The following is an 18,861-nucleotide window of genomic DNA, read 5'->3' on the forward strand; positions in this document are numbered from 1 at the left end:
TGCGTATTAGCCGTAAGTAATTTCAATTTCCTGATTCACTAACAGTGTGTAATGCGCCTGGCTATTGGTTAACAGTGTCCAGTTTTCCCCGCCGATCTGGACTTTATTCTGCGAAGTTAACCAGCCGTCGCTGAATTGCGTGCGATCAAGCGTGATGCGGTCGCCCATGTCGCCATCAATCATCAATTGCTGACTATCGTCGTTAATAAATAGCCCCTCACCGCCTTCATTCAGTAACGAGTGCAGATCGAGATTAAGCAGATTATTACCTTTGCCACTTATATCTATTTTCTGCAAACCTTCCACACGTGCACTTAGCGCAGCAAAATCAATTATCTGGTTTTCACCCGAAAAAATAATATTTGCCGCTTTCACCAGATAATGAGACGGATAAGTATTTAACCAGCTCGCGACATCATAAATGTGGCGTTCTCCTGGGATGGGCAAATAGCTCGTCCCATTCCCATCATCTCTTGATTCACTTTCATAATTGGCTTGATATTGGGGTGACGGGATGAATCTCACCGGATAATTTGCAGAGTAGGAACTTTCATTCCCTGCTTCATCTATCGCCTTCACACCAAAATTATTCAGCCCTGCACGCATATCTTGCTGCGGAGTCATTCTCCAGTCACCCTGACTATTTGCATAAGCCGATCCCACCGCCGTACCATCCTGATACAGAATCACCAGGCTGTTAACTTCGGCCTTACCGATAAAATCCAGACGTGCATCGTCGGTATTTTGCCCTGGCAATACCGATTCAATGGGTCCCCTATCATCGAGCACCTGCATAATGAGGGGCTGAATTGTTGTGGTATCAATCAGCAGCGTGACGGTGCTGCTCCATTTACTGACGTTGCCAGCATGATCAATGTTACGTACGCGAAAATTCCATTCACCATCGGAGAGATTTTGCGGAGGAGTCCACAGCCAGGTGCCATCACTGTCTACCGCAACGGTCGCGGTTGTTACCCAACTGCCGTTTTTGCTGGCGTATTGAACGCGTACATATTCATTAGGGTCGCCAGTGCCATACAGCTCAGGGCGGCGATCGTCAGTGGCCCGGATGAGATCAAACTGTCCGCGATACAAACCAACATCATCCTCAAAGTAATTGATGGTGGCGCTATCCGGTTTCTCGGTATCAAGCTGAAATGGCCACTTTAGCGACGGCTGGCTGCGATTATTTGCCCGGTCTTCTGCCACGGCACTCAACTCATATGCACCGTCGTTAGGCAGGTTCACTTCCACCTCCCATTTGCCATGCTGATTAGCGGTTACCGAAGCCAGGGGCGTTTTGCTGTTTTTGTTGTAGATGTATACCAGGCTATTTGCTTCTGCCTCGCCACGCACGACAGGATTTGCGTCGTTGGTGTAACCATGTCGCTTAATGCTATTGCCGTTATGTATTCCACCCGCTGCATAGTCTTCGATTGCAGTAATTTGCGGCTTGTCAGGCGCGATAGTATCAATGTTGTAATTGACCGAAACGATATCACTTTGGTTATTAGCGCGATCAACGGCAATAAAGGTCAGCACATGTTCACCGTCAGGCAACGGTTGAGAAGGCGTCCAGGAAAAACGGCCGCCACTCACTGGCACACTTATTGGGTTTTTACCATTGACCATGATGATGACTGCAACGGTATCTGGCGAATGCGCACTGCCTTCCCATCGCTTCTGCGCATCGTTATACCAGTCGGATTGAATATGCAAGGTGTGAGGTGAAGGGGTATTACTGGAAGCAGAGGCGTTAAAAAATAACATAAAAACTCCTTAAAAATAAATAATTTCAATGAGTTGCTAACTCACTTTCATCTTTATTATTTTGGTGTTTTTACGGTTATCAGATTCGTCCCGAATCTAAGGTTCTTAAATGCAGTGCATCTTAAAAGCAAAAAGCCAGCCGGGACTGGGCTGGCTTTGTTAGCTGAAGCAAATCATTAGCTTTTAACGTTCTGCATCAGTCCTTTGCGCTGCTCTTCCAGCACGGTTACGCGGTTGCATACTTCGTGGCCAAAGTTCTGGAAATCCTGCTCCTGCTTGTTCCACTCCGCCTGTACCGACTGTTGTAAACCGCCAAGGTTGCCCATAATGGCCTGCAGTGGATTGCTGCCACTCGCCGCCTGGCTGCTGCCCATTTCGTTGAGACTATCCTGCATGATGCCGCCTAGCGTGCTCTGCACCAGCTTCTCGCCTTCCGCGCGCACCTGATCGATAGCCTGATGATGGAACGTCAGTCCGTCTGGACGATGCTCAATAATGCGGTTCATTTGCTGCTTGAGCTGGCCATCCAGTTTAGTAAGACGGTTACGCACATTGCTGTTCGCGCCGAGCTTGTCGACAATCACTTTATCCAGCGCCACGCGGCTGCGTTCCAGACGCGAGGTTGCGCCGCTATCGATCCACGGCAAATCGCGACGCAGCGCGGTCTGGTAGTCGATGGCTTTCTGGCGCGCGGCGTTATCAACGTTGACCTTCTGGCCATTAAACTGCACGTCACCCTGCGGAGTGATTTCGAGATTGCCGTTGGTTCCCACCACCTGCACGCTCTGGGGTTTAATGATCACATCATCCTGTGGCTTGACGCTGCACTCGTATGCAGCCTGAGCCTGAGTTGCCGCCAGCAGCAGCGCGGCGATAAGTGCCTTACGAACCATGAAATCTCCCTTTTTTACGCGCTGAAAGGTCGGGCGTTGAGCGTCGCAGCCATTTTTGTGCCGGCCAGTGCGCAGCATCCGGAGCGTACATAAGTACGTGAGGAATGCGAGCACTGCCCGGTGCAAAAAGGGCAAGTAAGCTAGCCCGATACGATCTTTAGTCCCACCAAACGTCGAAGAGTTCAGTCACCTGCACATCCGTCAGGTTATGAGCTTCCAGCCACTTACGCACCAGCTCGCGGTGCTCGTCGGTGCATTTGCCGGTTTCCTGCAAGCACACCAGACCTTCCCACACCAGATAACCGCTGCCGTCATACGCCAGACCGTTCGGCGCGATCACTTCATTAATGAACTGATCAACAGTGGCGTCGATTTGCTCCTCGGTGGTGCCTTCGGCGAAACGCCAGGCGACGGAGAAGCCTAATTCCTGAAACTCATCAATATGCAGTTTTTTACGCAAACGACGGCTACGCTGTACGGCCATTATTTCACCCTCTCAAACATCAGATCCCATACGCCATGGCCCAGTCGCTGCCCGCGCTGCTCAAACTTGGTTAACGGACGCGTTTCCGGACGCGGCACGTAATTGTTACTTTCCGACTGATTTTTATATCCGTCGATGCTGCTCATCACTTCCAACATATGTTCGGCGTAGGCTTCCCAATCGGTCGCCATATGGAACACGCCGCCCAGCTTCAATTTGCGCATCACCAGCTCAGCAAACGGCACCTGTACGATGCGACGTTTGTTATGGCGCGCTTTGTGCCACGGATCCGGGAAGAACAGCTGCACCATGCGCAGCGAGTTATCCGGAATCATCTTCTGCAGCACTTCTACCGCGTCGTGACACATTACGCGCAGGTTCTCCACGCCCGCTTCCTTCGCCGACGCCAGGCAAGCACCCACGCCCGGCGCATGCACTTCCAGGCCAAGGAAATTCTGATGTGGATTGTTCTGCGCCATGGTCACCAGCGAGGCGCCCATGCCGAAACCGATTTCCAGCACTACCGGCGCGTCACGGCGAAACAGCGTCACCAGATCCAGCGGCTCCTGCTGGAACTCCACGCCCATCTCCGGCCATAAATTATCGAGCGCGAGCTGCTGTCCTTTCGTTAAGCGCCCCTGACGGCGCACAAAACTGCGGATACGGCGTAATGGCCGCCCGTTCTCATCAAATTCTGGGGTGATGACGTCATTAATCATGTTGAAGCCTGCTGGTTAGCCTGTTCTGGGAAACGGGCATTATGCAAAGTTAGGAAGCAGAAGCAAGCCTTTGCAATGTTCCGGTTTACACCCTGAGGTCTCTGTGCTGGAATTCCTGCCTGATTGTAGAGTAAACACGGAAAATTTCCTTCTTATGATGCAAGCGCCGACGTTCGCGCAACAAGTGCTGGATTGGTATCAGCGCTTTGGTCGCAAAACCCTGCCGTGGCAGCAGGAGAAAACGCCGTACAAGGTATGGCTCTCTGAAGTGATGCTGCAGCAAACCCAGGTTGCTACCGTCATTCCCTATTTTGAACGCTTTATGGCGCGCTTCACGACGGTGGCCGATCTGGCAGCGGCACCGCTGGACGAAGTGCTGCATCTGTGGACCGGTCTCGGCTATTACGCGCGCGCGCGCAATTTGCACAAAGCCGCGAAACAGGTGGTGGAGAAGCACGGCGGCGAGTTCCCGCGAAACTTCGACGATGTCGCAGCACTGCCGGGCATTGGCCGTTCTACCGCGGGCGCGGTGTTATCGCTGTCGCTCGGTCTGCACTTCCCAATTCTGGATGGCAACGTAAAACGCGTGCTGGCGCGCTGCTACGCGGTGGGCGGCTGGCCGGGTAAAAAGGAGGTTGAAAAACGGCTATGGCAGATCAGCGAAGATGTGACGCCAGCGGCAGGCGTAAGCCAGTTCAATCAGGCGATGATGGACCTTGGCGCATTAGTATGTACTCGCTCACGCCCTAAATGTGAAATCTGCCCGCTCAACAGCAGATGCGTAGCTTATGCCAACAACAGCTGGGCGGCGTATCCCGGTAAGAAACCCAAACAGACCTTGCCAGAACGTAGCGGCTGGATGCTGATGATGCAGGATGGCGATGACGTGTGGTTAGAGCAGCGTCCGCCGGTTGGCCTGTGGGGCGGACTGTTCTGCTTCCCGCAGTTTACAAGTGAGCAAGCGCTAACTGACTGGCTAACTGAGCGCGGCATTCATGTTAAACCGCAGCAGCTCACCGCATTCCGCCACACCTTTAGCCATTTCCACTTAGACATTGTGCCTATGTGGCTCGCAAAGCCTTCCGCTGGGTCGCTGATGGATGAAGCGGGCGGTCTCTGGTATAACTTAGCGCAACCACCGTCAGTGGGTTTGGCGGCGCCGGTTGAGCGCTTGCTGCATGAATTGCGCCATCCCCAGCAGCTTACGCGTCGAGCAGACGTGACCGAAGAGGAAGAGTAATGAGCCGCACCATTTTTTGTACTTATCTGCAACGCGACGCTGAAGGTCAGGACTTTCAGCTCTATCCTGGCGAATTGGGTAAGCGCATCTTTAATGAGATCTCCAAAGAGGCCTGGCAGCAGTGGATGTCCAAGCAAACCATGCTGATCAATGAGAAGAAATTGAGCATGATGAACCCGGAAGATCGCAAAGTGCTGGAGAAGGAGATGATCAATTTCCTGTTCGAAGGCAAAGATGTGCACATTGAAGGTTACACCCCGCCAGAAAAATAACCGTTCAGGGCTTCCCTTTGAGGCCCTCTTTTCGATTCAGGCACGCATTAACAATGAATAAAAAACTGATAGCGCTCTTGGTGATTGCACCACTTTTGGTCTCCTGCTCCGGACAAAAAAAATCGCAGTTTCATGAAGAGTGGGTCAAGGACACCAACGGTTTCGATATTTTGATGGGCCAGTTTGCCCACAATATTGAAAACATTTGGGGAATCAATGAAGTTCTGATCGCCGGACCGAAAGATTACGTCAAATATAGCGACGGTTATTACACCCGCAGCCACATCAACTTTGACAGCGGTAGCATCACCATTGAGACCATTTCCGGCACCGATCCGATGGCTAGCCTGCGTCAGGCGATCATCACCACGCTGTTGATTGGCGAAGATCCGGGCAATGTCGATCTCTACTCCGATGCCAATGATATTCAAATCAGTAAAGAGCCGCTGCTGTACGGCCAGGTGCTGGATAATACCGGCCAGCCGATCCGCTGGCAGGGCCGCGCCGGCAGCTTTGCTGATTATCTGATTCAAAACAAACTGCAGAAACGCACCTCCGGATTGCACGTCATCTGGTCGGTTACCATTCCGATGGTGCCAAATCACCTCGACAAACGTGCGCACAAATATCTGCCAATGGTGCGTAAAGCCGCTGAACAATATGGCGTGGATGCGTCACTGATTCTGGCGATTATGCAGATTGAATCGAGCTTCAACCCGTATGCGGTGAGCCACGCTGATGCGCTGGGGTTAATGCAGGTGGTGCAGCATACCGCCGGTGTTGATGTGTTCCGTATGAAGGGCAAAGGTGGCAAACCGAGCCGCAGCTATCTGCTTGATCCTGAGAATAATATTGATGCGGGCACCGCGTATTTGTCGCTGCTGCAGAGAAGTTATTTAGGTGGGATTCAGGATCCGACATCACGGCGTTATGCGGTGATTACGGCGTACAACGGCGGCGCGGGCAGCGTGCTACGCGTGTTCTCCAGCGATAAGGATCGCGCGTTCTCGTCAATAAATAGTATGTCGCCGACGGAAGTTTACCAGACGCTGACCACCAACCATCCATCGGCAGAATCACGGCGTTATCTGTATAAAGTGAGCCAGGCGCAGCGCAGTTATCGACGATTTTAAGCTGATGCGGTTTGTCCCTCATCCCAACCTTCTCCCGCTCGCGGGAGAAGGGGCCGATCCAGCACGTACGTAACAATGAGCGCCCTCTAAACATTCCCTCTCCCGCTTGCGGGAGAGGGTTAGGGTGAGGGCAAGGGCAAGTGCAATCAGCTCACCATCATATTCGCCACCAGATGCTTACGCCCGTGCTCATCTTCTTCGGTGTAAACCCCTTGCAGCTCTGGCGAGAAGCCCGGCAGCAGATTGATGCCCTCTTCCAGCGCGAGGAAATAGCGCTGTACCGCGCCGCCCCACACTTCGCCTGGCACCACGCACAACACGCCGGGCGGATATGGCAACGCGCCTTCGGCCGCTATGCGCCCTTCAGCATCGGCAATCTTCACCAGCTCCACTTCGCCACGAATATAGGCCTGATGCGCATCCTGCGGATTCACTTGCACCGGCGGGAAACAGGCTGAGCGGAACATCGCTTTCTGCAGATCCTTAACGTCAAAACTGACGTAGAGATCGTGCATCTCCTGACACAAGCGGCGCAGCGTGTAGCCTTTGTAGCGCTCAATATTCTTGCGATACACGCTCGGCAGCACTTCCGCCAGCAGCGCATCCTCGCGCACGTGCTGCTCAAACTGCACCAGCATCGCCACCAGATGCGCCATCTTCTCCGGCGTTTCTGCTGGCGTCAGCAGGAACAGAATCGAATTGAGGTCGCATTTCTCCGGCACGATGCCGTTCTCGCGCAGATAGTTGGCCAGAATGGTCGCTGGAATGCCGAAGCTGGTGTACTCGCCGCTGGCGGCATCAATCCCCGTGGTGGTAAGCAGCAGCTTGCAGGGATCTACAAGATACTGTTGCTGCGCGTAACCCTCAAAACCGTGCCACTTTGCGCCCGGTTCAAGGCTGAAGTAAGCGGGATCGGCGGCGATGGCTTCTGTTTCCGCCGCTTGCCACAGCTTGCCGTGCACTTTCTCCGGCAGGAACGGCTGAATCATTTCGCAACGTTCCAGAATCGCTTTACGCGCATCAATGCCGATGGTGACGCACTCGTGCCACATGCTGCGTCCGGCCTCGCCTTTGTGCATGCGGGCGTTGATATCCAGCGCGGCAAACAGCGGATAGAACGGGCTGGTTGAGGCGTGCAGCATAAACGCATTGTTGAGGCGTTTGTGCGGACAGAAACGCTGCTGCCCACGGATGTGATTGTCTTTCTTATGGATTTGCGACGTCTGTGAGAAACCGGCCAGCTGCTTGTGTACCGACTGCGTGACAAAAATGCCCGGATCGTTCTCGTTTAACTCCAGCGTCAGCGGCGAACAGCCGGCCATCAGCGGAATAAACTGCTCGTAGCCAACCCACGCCGAATCAAACAGGATGTAATCGCACAGATGTCCGATGCGATCGACTACCTGACGCGCGTTGTACACCGTGCCGTCGTAAGTGCCGAGCTGAATAATCGCCAGGCGGAATGGACGTTGATCGTTGGCCCGATCGGGCGCCACTTTGGCAATTTGATCACGCAGATAAGCATCGTCAAAACAGTGCGCATCAATGCCGCCGATAAAGCCAAACGGATTACGCGCCGCTTCCAGATACACCGGCGTGGCGCCCGCCTGAATCAGTGCGCCGTGATGGTTGGATTTGTGGTTATTGCGGTCAAACAGCACCAGATCGCCGCGCGTCAGCAGCGCGTTGGTGACCACTTTATTGGCGCTGGAGGTGCCGTTAAGCACGAAGTAGGTTTTGTCGGCGTTAAACACTTTCGCCGCGAACTTCTGTGCATCTTTGGCTGAGCCTTCGTGGATCAGCAGATCACCGAGCTTGACGTCGGCGTTGCACATATCCGAACGGAAGACGTTCTCGCCGTAGAACTCATAGAACTGACGTCCCGCCGGATGTTTGCGGAAGAAGGCACCACCCTGATGTCCCGGGCAGGCAAACGTGCTGTTCTGCATATCGACGTAGCGCGTGAGCGTGTCGAAAAATGGCGGCAGCAACTCGGCTTCATACGCCTGCGCGGCGTCCTCCAGCGCGTCCCACTCTTCTGGCGCGCCGTTGATTTCGCCGGTGATGCCCGGCAGCTTCAGCACTTCTTCATCGAACGCATTGGCGACAAACACCGGCAGATTAAAGCCGACCTTGCGCAATAGCGTCAGCACGCCACTGCGCGTGTCCGACAAGGTGATCACGACCGCAGCGACATCGGTAAAGTCGGTATTGTCCAGCGTCACCACGTCGCGCGCAGTGTTAAGACTAAGGGTTGGCGCTACAGCAACGCTGGCAGCAATTTTCAATGGGTTCATAACACAAATCCCTGAGAGAGGATGAGTGGGTGCCGATGGCACAGCAATGAGGAGGTTTCCTCGGCGAAGTCAATCTGGGAGTTGAACACTAACTGGGGCGCAATCATGTCATCTTTTTTTTGCCGGAACAACCGCTGCGCTGGCCCCTCGCCCCAGCCCTCTCCCGCAAGCGGGCGAGGGTGCCGTCCGAGCGAGAGTTAAGGTATGCTGGATCAGTTCCCTCTCCCACCTGTGGGAGAGGGTTAGGGTGAGGGCAAAAAAGGAGTACTATACCCCCACTTTCCTCAACCAGCCGGAGGCTGCATGTTCAAGGCATTGGTCATTGAAAATGATGAACAGGGATATCGCACATCCCTGAAAGATCTGTCAGAAAAACAACTGCCCGATCAGGATGTCACCCTCGAAGTAAGCTACTCCACGCTCAACTACAAAGACGCGCTCGCCATCTGCAACAAAGGCCCGATTGTGCGGCAATTCCCGATGGTGCCGGGCATCGACTTCGTTGGTCGGGTGATCAGCAGCCGCCATGCTGAATGGCAGCAGGACGATGTGGCGCTGCTCACCGGCTGGGGCGTAGGCGAAAAGCATTGGGGCGGACTGGCGCAGAAAGCCAGCGTCTCGGGCGACTGGCTGGTAAAAGTGCCGGCCGCACTCAGCCCGCTACAAACCATGGCAATTGGCACCGCGGGCTTCACCGCCATGTTGTGCGTGCTGGCGCTGGAAAAACAGGGCATCACGCCGCAGCACGGCCCGGTTTTAGTCACCGGCGCGAGTGGCGGCGTTGGCAGCTTCAGCGTCAGCTTGCTGGCACGTCTCGGCTATGAGGTGATCGCGTCCAGCGGTCGCGCCAGCGACAGCGATTACCTGATTAACACGCTGGGCGCGACGTCGATTATTGATCGCGCAGAGCTGAGCGAGCCGGGCAAACCGCTGGCGAAAGAGCGCTGGGCGGCGGCGATTGATAGCGTCGGCAGCCACACGCTGGCCAATGTGTTAGCGGGCATCAAGCGCGATGGCGTGGTAGCCGCGTGCGGCATGGCGCAAGGTTTGGATCTGCCGACCAGCGTCGCGCCGTTCATACTGCGCGGCGTGGTGCTGGCGGGCGTGGATAGCGTGATGTGTGCAAAACCGCTGCGGCAGCAGGCGTGGCAGCGCCTGGCGGAACTGGTGGATGGCGACCTGCTACAGCAGTTAACCAAGGTGATTCCGCTGAGCGAAGCGCGCGAAGGTGCCGAGCAGCTGCTGGCCGGTAAAGTACGCGGCAGATTGATCGTCGATTGCAGATAATCGCACATTACGTAGCGGCGCAATTTATGGCGCGTCTTTTCACAGAGCGCGATAAATCGCGCCGCTACGGTTTCAGGCACGCAGTTGAATCTGCGGTCTGCCCTTCTCATCTTGCATCACCACATCCAACTCCGCCTGATACCAGCGCGTCAGCGTGTGTTCGGTCATCACCTCATTGGGTGCGCCTTCCGCCACCAGCTTGCCCTGATGCAGTAACAGCACGCGATCCGACCACAGCGACGCGAGGTTAAGATCGTGCAGCACGGTGCAGACGCTGAAGCGTCCGTTGCGCGTCAGACGATGCAGCAAACGCAAACTGTGCTGCTGCCAGAACAGATCCAGCGCGGAAGTGGGTTCGTCGAGAAACAGCCAGCCGCGTGGCCCGTCATCGTGCCACAGCTGAGCCAGCACGCGCGCCAGCTGTACGCGCTGCTGCTCCCCACCGGAAAGCGATCGATAGTCGCGCTGTGCCAGCTCAAGGCTGCCGGTAATGTGCATCACCTCGTCAATCACCGCTTTGGATTGAGCGCGCGGCCAGGGCGCGCGGCCCATCGCCACCACATCGGCGGCGGGCAGCGGAAAACTGACGCTATTTTGCTGACGCATCACCGCGCGGCGCTGCGCCAGCGGTTCGCGCGGCCAACTGTTTAGCGGACGATCGCCGAGCCAGCACTCGCCCGCTTGCGGCGTGAGAAAGCCGGTCAGCAAGCGCAGCAGCGTGGATTTCCCCGCGCCGTTGGGGCCGATCAGGGCGATCATTTCGCCAGGCTGCAAAGTCAGGGAAACGTCGTCGATCAACGCGCGTGAGCCGTGGCTAAATCGCAGCCCGCGCGCCTGCATGCAGTCATTCATTCATCCCCCTTTGCTCACGCAGAATCAGCCAGAGAAACCACGGGCCGCCCAGCAGGCTGGTTAACAGTCCCACCGGCATTTCCGCTGGCACCACCACGGTGCGCGCCAGCGTATCGGCCAGCAGCAGCAAAATCGCGCCCGCCAGCGCCGAACCGGGCAGCATCCAGCGATGATCGCTGCCGACACAGAAACGCATCAGGTGCGGCACCACTAAACCGACAAAGCCGATAATGCCACTCACCGCCACGGCGGTGCCTACCAGCAACGCGCTCAACACCAGCAGCTGACGCTGCGTGCGCTTAATGTCGATGCCCATGTAATGTGCATCCTCTTCGCCGAGCTGCAGCAAATTGAGACGACGCGCGCGCAGCTGAATCGCTATCAGCGCCGGCAGAATCAGCACCGCGCACACCGCCAGGCTCGGCCACTGCGCCGCACTCAAACTGCCCATGCCCCACAGCGCCAGCTGACGCAGTTGCTGATCGTTACTCAGCCACGACAGCACGCCGACCGCCGCGCCGCATAAGGCATTGATGGCGATACCAACCAGCAGCAAGCGCGACAAATTGCCCAGCGCCAGACGGCTAAAGCTGAAGATCAGCAGCGTCACCACCAAACTGCCCATAAAGGCGGCGAGTGTTGGCAGCCACAGCGCCAGCAGCGGCGGCAAGCCGAGCGGGATAACGATCGATATCGCCACCGCTAAACCCGCTCCGCTGCTGATGCCGAGCAAACCGGGATCGGCCAGCGGATTGCGAAACAATCCTTGCATCACCGCGCCGGACACCGCCAGCGCCATGCCGAGCAGCACCGCCAGCAGCACGCGCGGCAGACGGATGTTGATCCAGATTTGCCACGCCATATCGCTGAGCGGCGCACGCAACAAAGTGCGCATTGAAAGCGGCATCGCGCCGAAGTTGGCCGCCATCAGCATCACTATCAGCATGCAGATGGTCATCAAACCGAGCCAGCGCATCACGGATGTATTCGCCATATTTTTCCCCTAAATAATTCAAGGTGCAGGAAGGCAGCAAGTGTTCGAATCCCCAGGAGCTTACACAAGCAAGTGACTGGGGTGAGAACACGCAGCTAACGCGCCTGCGGCTTGAAGTATGACGGGGAAGCCGCTTCGGCTGCGTGGCGCAGTTTGATAATCGCGCCCGGCGTATCAAGGCCAAAGCTCAGCAGCGCCATCTCATCCACCACCAGCAACGCGCGATGCTGACCGGCTGGCGTCAGTGCCAAACCTGGCAGCGACCACACTTTCTCTTCGCCGCCCAGCGTACGCAGGCCATCTTCACCCACCACGATCAAATCCGGTGCCGCCGCAATCACACCTTCCTGCGACAGCTGCTGATAGTGCGGCACCGCCGCCATCGCATTGATCAGACCCGCGCTGCGAATCGCGCCGTCCGCGCCAGTTTGTGCGCCCGCCGCCTGAGTGCGCATACCGCCGTGCGCCATGATAAACAGCACTTTGATCGGCAACGGTTTTTGTGGGATCTGCGCGCGCTGCTTGTTGACCTTCTCGATCAGCGCGTTGGCTTCCTCTTCACGATGCAGCGCCTTGCCGATGGTAGCGATTTTTTCCGCGATGGCGTCGAGGCTGTTTTTGCCGGTGACATCCACCACTTTTACGCCAGCTTGCGCCACTTGCTGCAGCACCAGCGACGGTTTTGCCAGCTCGCTGCTTAGCACCAGTGTCGGTTTCAGCGCCAGAATCCCTTCGGCATTCAACTGCCGCATATAACCGACATCCGGCAGCTTGTTGGCCTGCGCCGGATGCTGGCTGGTGCTGTCACGCGCTACCAGATCCTGCTGCGCATCCAAGGCATAGATGATTTGCGTGACGTCACCGCCAATCGAGATCACCCGCTCGGCCGCAACAGCGGGCAGCGCCAGCGCAGTTAGCAGCAACAGAAGTTTTCTCATGCTGACGCCTCCAGCGACATCACCTGCTCGCGCCAGCGCGCCTGCTCCGGCGTGCCTTCGCTGCGCTGACCGTACAACTGCGCGATCTGCGTGCCGTCGGCGGCAAACAGTTCCAGGCTGGTGACGAAGCCGTCGCCGCTCGGTTTGCGCGTTACCCAGCTTTCGCTGATGTGATCCGCCATTAAATGCAACGTGAAGGTGGGATTGAAGATGTTGATCCAATTATCCATCGGCATCAGCTTCTGCACTGCGCCGGTGAAGATCTGCGTGCAGCCACGGTTGCCGATAAAAATCATGATTTCGTTGCCATCCTGCTGCGCCAGATCCAGCAGCTGCGCCAGCGAGTCATTACTCACCTGACGCGCCAGATCGTCCGCCACCGCGCGGAACGCCTGCGGGCGCGAAATGTTGTGGCGCTTCAGCAGACCAAAGAACTGATGCACATCGGTGATGGCGCGCCATTCGGCTTCCACTTTGCTGGCATCAACCGTACCGCTGTATTGCGGCGCGCTGGCGGGCTGCGGATCTAACGCCGCCGCGTTTTCCAGCACAAACGCCGAAATCAGCGCATCCCACGCGGCGCGATCGGTATTTTCAGTGGTGTAGATTTTCAGCACCGCATCAGCGTGGCGATCAAAAATCTGGATGCTTTGACGTTCACCGTGGGCGCTCTGCTCACGCAGGAAGAACGCGCTGTGCCACTGATGCGGGAACAGACGCTGATCGAGCGCGCGCGGGTTGAGAATCAGTCCGGCGTGTTCGCCGAGGTGCAGGTTTTCATATTTGCCCACCTGCTCGTGAACCGCATATTCATTGCGGGTGATGCTTTTGGTTTCACCTACCGCCGCCAGTGCTGCCAGCAGCGCAGGGAAATCGGCTTTTAACGCCTTTGCATCCTGGCCGACACGCGCTTCACACAGCTGCGCTTCGCCAATGCCCATCAGAGCGGCGAGATCGCGCGCGTACTTTTTCGGATGCTCGCCTTTCAGCGCCAGATAGTGATCGTAACGTGAGTTCATTGCCTTGCTCCATGAAAATGCCCTGCGCTGCCGCAGGGCGAAAAGGGATTAGAAATCGACGTTCACACCCAACTGGAAGGTGCGGCCTGGCATCACCGCCAGGTTGATGTCGTTGCGTTCCTGGGCGTTGCTGCTGGTCAGCGTGCGGCTGCTGGTGTAATCCCAGTATTTGCGATCGGTAATGTTGTAGATACCGCCGCTCAGCTTGACGTTTTTCGTCGCCTGCCAGTAAGCCGTTGCATCCACCATGCCGTAACCCGGCACGCGCATATATTCCGTGGTGGAATCAGTGATCGCCGTGCCGGTGTTGGTGTAGCTTTCGCGGTTGGTCGCCGTGGCCTGCTTGCCTTTCACGAAGGTGGCGGTCAGCGCTGCGCCGTAGCCGCGCGCTTTGTCATCCCACGCCAGGCCAACAATCGCTTTCAATGGCGCGACGCTATCGAGATCGATGTACTTGTCACCGGCGTAGCTGGACTTGGATTTACCTTCGTTATAGCCCAGCGCAAAGGTGCTGCTCAGGCCATCGACCTGCGGGAACCAGGTGCCGTAATTCACTTTGGTGGATATCTCAGCACCATAAATGTAGGCCTTATCGCGGTTTTCAGCCTGATAGCTGGTGTAGATGTTGCTCGGAACGTTGGCGAACATCTCCGGATTGGTGGCGCGGCGATAGCGGGTGTAGGCGATGAAGTTTTTGTACTGGTTATAGAACACCGAGGTGTTGACCGTTACGCCTTCTGTCGCCTGGCCTTTCAGGCCCCACTCAAAGTTGTTGCTGGTTTCGGTTTTCAGATCGGTGTTACCAATCAGCGCATATTGCGCGCTACCCGCATAGCTGGAACCCAGGTTCCATGAGCCATACAGCTGGCTGGTAGTGGGGAACTGCACGCCGCGTTTGTATTGCAGATAGGTGGTCAGCGCTGGCGTTAAATCGTACTGGAAGGTCAGCGATGGCAGCACCTGCGTATCGGAGTTAGTTTTGCCATACAGCGCATCAACCTGCTCTTCGGTCAGCACCGTGCTGCCGGTGGTGAGATCGCCGAGATTTTTCGGCTTGGTGCTTTGATACATTACGCGCACGCCGGGAACGACCGCGAAGTTGTGGCTATCAAGATCGAAATTGATCTTATCTTGCAGGTATCCTGCCACCGCGAAAGTGCGGCTGTCAGACTGCGGTTGAGTGATGGCGCTAAAGGCGCTCGGCGCTGGTTCCTGGCGGAACGGACGCTCGCTGTTGTCCAGGCGCGCATTGACACCGGCACTCAGCTCGTGGCGGCCCAGCGTTTTGGTGCCGCGCGTGTCGAAGCCATAGCTATCGACGTTGAAATCGGAATAGACAAAGCCGTACTGGCTGGCGCTGGTCGGCAGATAGGTATTGTCGTGCGCCTGAGTTTGCTGCCAGTAAAGGCGCGTGGTCAGCGTATCGATAAAGTCGTTATACGGCGTCCACTCATCCGCCAGATTGATGCCCCAACGGCGCGTATCGCTCTGCTGCTGCGCGGTGCCCCAAACGGTGTTGCCGCTGGTGTCCCAGGTATCGTAATGACTGTGGTTGGTTTTGTGATAGTAATCAAAGGTGGCGCTCAGCTTGTGCTGATCGTTCGGCTGCCAGATCCCGGATGTCATAAAGGCGTCAGAGTGCCAGTTGGCCGGATAAGCCTGTTTCACGTCGCTGTTGTTGCGGGTTTCCTGGCCATCGCGACGGCTGTAAACAAATAGGCCGCGCAGCTCGTCATCGCCAGCAGCGGCGGTGATGCCGTTGTGCCAGCTGCGATTCGATGAGTCGTAATCGCTCTGGTAACCGAAATAAGTATTTTTGTCGCTGCTAAGGTAATCGTCAGCAGTTTTATTGTGGAATGAGACGTTACCGCCAATCGAGGTATTCGGCTGATCCACCGCCGTGGCGCCCTTCTCAATATCAACGCTGCCGAACAGGTAGGGATCGATGTAATCGCGGCCAATACCAAAGGTGTTGTTGCCGGTGCGGCTGACGTAAGGGCGGCCGGTGGCATCCGGAATCGGAATGCCGTCGATATCCATACCGACGCGGTTACTCTCCAGACCACGAATGTTGTAACCGGTGTAACCCGCGCGGTCGAAACCGCTTTTGCCGGCAGAGGATCCGCCGCTGGATCCGGTGGCGCTGATCAGCGGCTCATAACGCATGATCGAACCGAAATCGTTCGCACCGCGTTTTTGCAGCTCTTGTGCTGTGATGGTGGTTTTATTGCCGGCCTGCTGTTTTGGCGCGGTGACGGTGAGAACCGGTTCATTGCTGGTGCTATCGCTGGCGGCAAAGCTGTAAGCGGCATGAATAGCTGAAGATAAGATGGCAACTTTGAAAAGACGTTGCTGGGCTGTTCCCTGAAAGAGTGAAGACATGCGCGAAATACCTGGTTAATTGTTAGTATTCGCTCACTTGCTTGCTGCCGGAAAGTACGGACCTTGGTTAAAAGACCGTAAAAATTATGGACTTATTTTTTGTAATAAATGATGTCGAAAGGAATGTAATGCAAGTGGTAATCATTATCAACTAGCAGTAAGCTAAGATGTATCTTGGACCGCACATTTTGTTAACTTCATTATCTAAATGAGACACGTTATGTCACAGAAACCGGCGATTACCATTCATTACTGCACACAATGTAACTGGCTGCTGCGTTCCGCCTGGATGGCGCAGGAGTTGCTGCATACCTTTGCCGAGGATTTAAGCGCGGTAACGCTACAGCCGGGAACCGGCGGCGTGTTTGAGATTACCATTGATGGTCAGGTGATTTGGGAGCGTAAGCAGGAAGGCGGATTCCCGGATGCGGCAGCGCTGAAGCAGCGCGTGCGCGACGTCTGCTGGCCGGATCGCGCGTTAGGGCATGTGGATAAGAAGAAGAGTTGATTTGGGGTTCGTGCGTTATCGGAATAAACGGATGTACACGCACCTAAGGTCGTCATTCATGGCGACCTGCTAACTTTTAGCGATTTTTTCCGCCGCTTCCTGCAGCGCGCTGATCACGATCTCCAGCGCCTCATCCGAAATCTCTTCCTGCGCCAGACGATGATTCAAGGTGTGTTTGATCAGATGAATCGCCTGTTCAACCTGCGGAATGCTGCGGTTATTCACCAGAATCGCCAGCGAGGTTAAGCGCTCGATAATCGCATTCACATTGTCACGATTCTCCGCCAGCAGCGCCTCGCCGCCTTCATTCAGCGCATAGGCTTTACGCGATGCCTGGGCATCGACCACGCGAATCGCATCCATCTCTTCGAGCAGCGTCAGGTTAGGATAGATAATGCCGGGGCTGGGTGAATATTCCCCTTTGGAGAGCTCTTCAACCGATTTAATCAGCTCATACCCGTGCGCAGAGCTGATGGCGAGAAAGTGCAGCATTAACAAGCGGATATCGCTGGCATCCAGCATCCGCTCCCGACGCTTCTTGCGTGCGCCTGCACAGACGGTGCGCTGTGCGTGATCGGACTGCCATGGAAAATCCCGCTGCTGTTTCATTGCCTTCCTGAGCGCTAATTAAGGGAGGTTGATAGTAGTCTGCCACCTGGCAAAATTCAACACAGGCGGCAGCGCGCGCGGCGTTGGCGTTATTTCTGATGCCAATAAGCTACGGCGCGCACGAAATCGGTATGTGCACCGCGTCCCTGGGTGAAGTAATCGCTCAGCAGTTTCACCGCTTCGCCCTCGCCCGTCAGCCAGATGAAGTATTCAGTGGCAGGCAGCGCAATCCTATCCAGCTGCGCCTTAATCGGTGCCAGGTTATCGGCCTGCATTGTGCCGCTGCCCAACCAACTCACCTGCACATTTGGCAGATCACCGAGATAATCGCGGCCGGTGGCTTCATCGGCATAGGCCAGCAGGTGAATTTCCTGCGCCTGGATTTCGCTGTAACGACGTTTAAAGGCGGGCAGACCGGTCTCATCACAGACGTAAATCTGGCAGGCGTAATCCGCCGGGATCACCAACGAACCGCGCGGACCGCCCATCGCGATTCGATCGCCCACTTTGGCTTGGCTTGCCCAGCTGCTGGCAACGCCGCCGTCGTGGATGTAGAAATCGATGGTCAGAGAATCGACGCCGTTAAATTCCAGCGGCGTGTAATCACGCGCGGCAGGACGCACGCCATTCGGCCAAACGATGCCTTCATCGGTGATCTGCGGCAGCGCCAGCTCTGCACCGGCATGTTCCGGGAAGAACACTTTGATGTGATCGTCAAACGATGGCGAGTTGAAGCCGGCCAGATCGCTGCCGTTGAAAACAATGCGCCAGAATTCACCGGCAATCAGCGTCTTGCTGACCACGCTGATGTGGCGGAAACGCAGTTCATTGCGCACACGACGTGGCGCGCGTTTGGAAGGGTGAGTTTGCAAGTAGTGTCTCCCTAAAAGATAGTGAAAGTCATTCTCATCTGATGGGGAGAGAATAGTTATGATATATCTTCGACGCAATGCCGAAAAATGCTATTGGAAAATTGGCATGTTAAAACAGCGCGATAAATCGCGCCGCTACGATGAAGAGCAGTGAGGGATAAGGTGCAAATGACAAGCTGGAATTGTAGCGGCGCAATTTATTGCGCAATACATAGATGCGTTTGACTGCCGAGACCGCGCTTAGATTGCAGCGGTCACGGATTTTAAAAACGGATTACGCCTGGCGATTGCCGCAGGTCACGAAACTGCCATCATCCTGGCTATGTTTCGGCAGCACATTGTCGCCCAGAATTTCATGCTGCGCACAATGCGGTTGATGCGGATGCAGTCCGCCCGGCGGTGAAAAAGGCTCAGCCATTTGTGCACTTGCCAGCGAAGAAAACGCTACAAGCGCTGTCATGAGGAACAACGGTAGAAGTCGCATAATTTTTTTGTCTGTTCACTATAGCGGCCCGGAATGGACCAGAAATGCAGGTGATTATCCAGCCTGATGTGTGGCGGCTGGTGATTTACGCGGCCAATCAGGTTTCAA

19 protein-coding genes are annotated in these 18,861 nt (G+C 55.8%); 6 read left to right on the forward strand and 13 right to left on the reverse strand.

The features are described from left to right. Window positions 1-6: 6 nt before the first annotated feature. From AAF463_RS15820 to trmB, 4 genes are all read right to left on the reverse strand, one after another. On the reverse strand, window positions 7-1,770 hold the full coding sequence (locus AAF463_RS15820) for an Ig-like domain-containing protein (RefSeq protein ID WP_350261082.1): 1,764 nt from the start codon (window positions 1,768-1,770) through the stop codon (window positions 7-9). A 176-nt stretch (window positions 1,771-1,946) separates the two neighbouring features. Further along, complete coding sequence (locus AAF463_RS15825) at window positions 1,947-2,663, reverse strand: DUF2884 domain-containing protein (RefSeq protein ID WP_110868028.1); 717 nt, start codon at window positions 2,661-2,663, stop codon at window positions 1,947-1,949. 157 nt (window positions 2,664-2,820) lie between these two features. Then, entirely contained in the window at window positions 2,821-3,147 is a 327-nt protein-coding gene (locus tag AAF463_RS15830; protein WP_008107231.1) for a YggL family protein, read from the reverse strand. Continuing rightward, a complete protein-coding gene (gene trmB / locus AAF463_RS15835; protein WP_222234747.1) occupies window positions 3,147-3,866 on the reverse strand; it encodes a tRNA (guanosine(46)-N7)-methyltransferase TrmB in 720 nt (239 codons plus the stop codon). The genes AAF463_RS15830 and trmB overlap by 1 nt, the downstream gene beginning before the upstream one ends. A 154-nt stretch (window positions 3,867-4,020) precedes the next feature. Between trmB and mutY the strand changes: the two genes are divergently transcribed. From mutY to mltC, 3 genes are read left to right on the forward strand one after another with little or no spacing between them, the layout of a single operon-like run. Beyond that, window positions 4,021-5,106: an A/G-specific adenine glycosylase gene (gene mutY, locus AAF463_RS15840; protein ID WP_350261083.1), complete on the forward strand. Its 1,086-nt coding sequence runs from the start codon at window positions 4,021-4,023 to the stop codon at window positions 5,104-5,106. Then, entirely contained in the window at window positions 5,106-5,378 is a 273-nt protein-coding gene (locus tag AAF463_RS15845) for an oxidative damage protection protein (protein WP_007890330.1), read from the forward strand. The genes mutY and AAF463_RS15845 overlap by 1 nt, the downstream gene beginning before the upstream one ends. A gap of 53 nt (window positions 5,379-5,431) precedes the next feature. Then, a complete protein-coding gene (gene mltC / locus AAF463_RS15850) occupies window positions 5,432-6,511 on the forward strand; it encodes a membrane-bound lytic murein transglycosylase MltC (protein ID WP_192236401.1) in 1,080 nt (359 codons plus the stop codon). A gap of 146 nt (window positions 6,512-6,657) precedes the next feature. Here the strand turns inward: mltC and AAF463_RS15855 are convergent, their stop codons facing one another. Next, entirely contained in the window at window positions 6,658-8,808 is a 2,151-nt protein-coding gene (locus AAF463_RS15855; protein WP_350261084.1) for an ornithine decarboxylase, read from the reverse strand. 303 nt (window positions 8,809-9,111) lie between these two features. Between AAF463_RS15855 and AAF463_RS15860 the strand changes: the two genes are divergently transcribed. Further along, the gene (locus AAF463_RS15860) at window positions 9,112-10,095 is read left to right on the forward strand and encodes an MDR family oxidoreductase (RefSeq protein ID WP_110868031.1); all 984 of its coding nucleotides are present in this window, start codon (window positions 9,112-9,114) and stop codon (window positions 10,093-10,095) included. Between the two features lie 72 nt (window positions 10,096-10,167). Here AAF463_RS15860 and AAF463_RS15865 read toward each other — a convergent pair whose 3' ends face one another. The 5 genes from AAF463_RS15865 to AAF463_RS15885 form a co-directional block, all read right to left on the reverse strand. Further along, window positions 10,168-10,947, reverse strand: coding sequence for a heme ABC transporter ATP-binding protein (locus tag AAF463_RS15865; protein WP_350261085.1), 780 nt, complete (start codon window positions 10,945-10,947; stop codon window positions 10,168-10,170). After that, window positions 10,940-11,941: an iron ABC transporter permease gene (locus AAF463_RS15870; RefSeq protein ID WP_350261086.1), complete on the reverse strand. Its 1,002-nt coding sequence runs from the start codon at window positions 11,939-11,941 to the stop codon at window positions 10,940-10,942. Before AAF463_RS15870 ends, AAF463_RS15865 begins: the two co-directional genes overlap by 8 nt. Window positions 11,942-12,036: 95 nt before the next feature. Then, window positions 12,037-12,879, reverse strand: coding sequence for an ABC transporter substrate-binding protein (locus tag AAF463_RS15875; protein WP_280172050.1), 843 nt, complete (start codon window positions 12,877-12,879; stop codon window positions 12,037-12,039). Further along, the gene (locus AAF463_RS15880) at window positions 12,876-13,898 is read right to left on the reverse strand and encodes a ChuX/HutX family heme-like substrate-binding protein (protein ID WP_350261087.1); all 1,023 of its coding nucleotides are present in this window, start codon (window positions 13,896-13,898) and stop codon (window positions 12,876-12,878) included. The genes AAF463_RS15875 and AAF463_RS15880 overlap by 4 nt, the downstream gene beginning before the upstream one ends. A gap of 48 nt (window positions 13,899-13,946) precedes the next feature. Beyond that, entirely contained in the window at window positions 13,947-16,280 is a 2,334-nt protein-coding gene (locus AAF463_RS15885) for a TonB-dependent receptor (RefSeq protein ID WP_350261088.1), read from the reverse strand. A gap of 220 nt (window positions 16,281-16,500) precedes the next feature. Between AAF463_RS15885 and AAF463_RS15890 the strand changes: the two genes are divergently transcribed. After that, window positions 16,501-16,788 carry a SelT/SelW/SelH family protein gene (locus AAF463_RS15890; protein WP_192412075.1) on the forward strand — a complete coding sequence of 96 codons (288 nt, stop codon included), beginning with the start codon at window positions 16,501-16,503 and terminating at the stop codon, window positions 16,786-16,788. 69 nt (window positions 16,789-16,857) lie between these two features. Here AAF463_RS15890 and AAF463_RS15895 read toward each other — a convergent pair whose 3' ends face one another. The 3 genes from AAF463_RS15895 to AAF463_RS15905 all read right to left on the reverse strand — a co-directional run bounded on the left by AAF463_RS15895 (window position 16,858) and on the right by AAF463_RS15905 (window position 18,687). Further along, a complete protein-coding gene (locus AAF463_RS15895; RefSeq protein WP_137386436.1) occupies window positions 16,858-17,397 on the reverse strand; it encodes a PadR family transcriptional regulator in 540 nt (179 codons plus the stop codon). 89 nt (window positions 17,398-17,486) lie between these two features. Continuing rightward, window positions 17,487-18,269: a siderophore-interacting protein gene (locus tag AAF463_RS15900; RefSeq protein WP_350261089.1), complete on the reverse strand. Its 783-nt coding sequence runs from the start codon at window positions 18,267-18,269 to the stop codon at window positions 17,487-17,489. A 274-nt stretch (window positions 18,270-18,543) separates the two neighbouring features. Beyond that, complete coding sequence (locus AAF463_RS15905) at window positions 18,544-18,687, reverse strand: hypothetical protein (RefSeq protein WP_167391184.1); 144 nt, start codon at window positions 18,685-18,687, stop codon at window positions 18,544-18,546. On the opposite strand from AAF463_RS15905, the gene AAF463_RS15910 reads away from it, so the two are divergent. Continuing rightward, on the forward strand, window positions 18,688-18,744 hold the full coding sequence (locus AAF463_RS15910) for an SEC-C metal-binding domain-containing protein (protein ID WP_137386906.1): 57 nt from the start codon (window positions 18,688-18,690) through the stop codon (window positions 18,742-18,744). Window positions 18,745-18,861: the final 117 nt, after the last annotated feature.

Origin of the sequence: Pantoea sp. BJ2, assembly GCF_040255075.1 — a bacterium.
Lineage (GTDB): Bacteria > Pseudomonadota > Gammaproteobacteria > Enterobacterales > Enterobacteriaceae > Pantoea > Pantoea leporis.

Bases quoted from the DNA above. Each gene is read 5' to 3' on its own strand.
- AAF463_RS15820 (WP_350261082.1), bottom strand. From the start codon at position 1,770: ATGTTATTTTTTAACGCCTCTGCTTCCAGTAATACCCCTTCACCTCAC.
- AAF463_RS15825 (WP_110868028.1), bottom strand. From the start codon at position 2,663: ATGGTTCGTAAGGCACTTATCGCCGCGCTGCTGCTGGCGGCAACTCAG.
- AAF463_RS15830 (WP_008107231.1), bottom strand. From the start codon at position 3,147: ATGGCCGTACAGCGTAGCCGTCGTTTGCGTAAAAAACTGCATATTGAT.
- trmB (WP_222234747.1), bottom strand. From the start codon at position 3,866: ATGATTAATGACGTCATCACCCCAGAATTTGATGAGAACGGGCGGCCA.
- mutY (WP_350261083.1), top strand. From the start codon at position 4,021: ATGATGCAAGCGCCGACGTTCGCGCAACAAGTGCTGGATTGGTATCAG.
- AAF463_RS15845 (WP_007890330.1), top strand. From the start codon at position 5,106: ATGAGCCGCACCATTTTTTGTACTTATCTGCAACGCGACGCTGAAGGT.
- mltC (WP_192236401.1), top strand. From the start codon at position 5,432: ATGAATAAAAAACTGATAGCGCTCTTGGTGATTGCACCACTTTTGGTC.
- AAF463_RS15855 (WP_350261084.1), bottom strand. From the start codon at position 8,808: ATGAACCCATTGAAAATTGCTGCCAGCGTTGCTGTAGCGCCAACCCTT.
- AAF463_RS15860 (WP_110868031.1), top strand. From the start codon at position 9,112: ATGTTCAAGGCATTGGTCATTGAAAATGATGAACAGGGATATCGCACA.
- AAF463_RS15865 (WP_350261085.1), bottom strand. From the start codon at position 10,947: ATGAATGACTGCATGCAGGCGCGCGGGCTGCGATTTAGCCACGGCTCA.
- AAF463_RS15870 (WP_350261086.1), bottom strand. From the start codon at position 11,941: ATGGCGAATACATCCGTGATGCGCTGGCTCGGTTTGATGACCATCTGC.
- AAF463_RS15875 (WP_280172050.1), bottom strand. From the start codon at position 12,879: ATGAGAAAACTTCTGTTGCTGCTAACTGCGCTGGCGCTGCCCGCTGTT.
- AAF463_RS15880 (WP_350261087.1), bottom strand. From the start codon at position 13,898: ATGAACTCACGTTACGATCACTATCTGGCGCTGAAAGGCGAGCATCCG.
- AAF463_RS15885 (WP_350261088.1), bottom strand. From the start codon at position 16,280: ATGTCTTCACTCTTTCAGGGAACAGCCCAGCAACGTCTTTTCAAAGTT.
- AAF463_RS15890 (WP_192412075.1), top strand. From the start codon at position 16,501: ATGTCACAGAAACCGGCGATTACCATTCATTACTGCACACAATGTAAC.
- AAF463_RS15895 (WP_137386436.1), bottom strand. From the start codon at position 17,397: ATGAAACAGCAGCGGGATTTTCCATGGCAGTCCGATCACGCACAGCGC.
- AAF463_RS15905 (WP_167391184.1), bottom strand. From the start codon at position 18,687: ATGGCTGAGCCTTTTTCACCGCCGGGCGGACTGCATCCGCATCAACCG.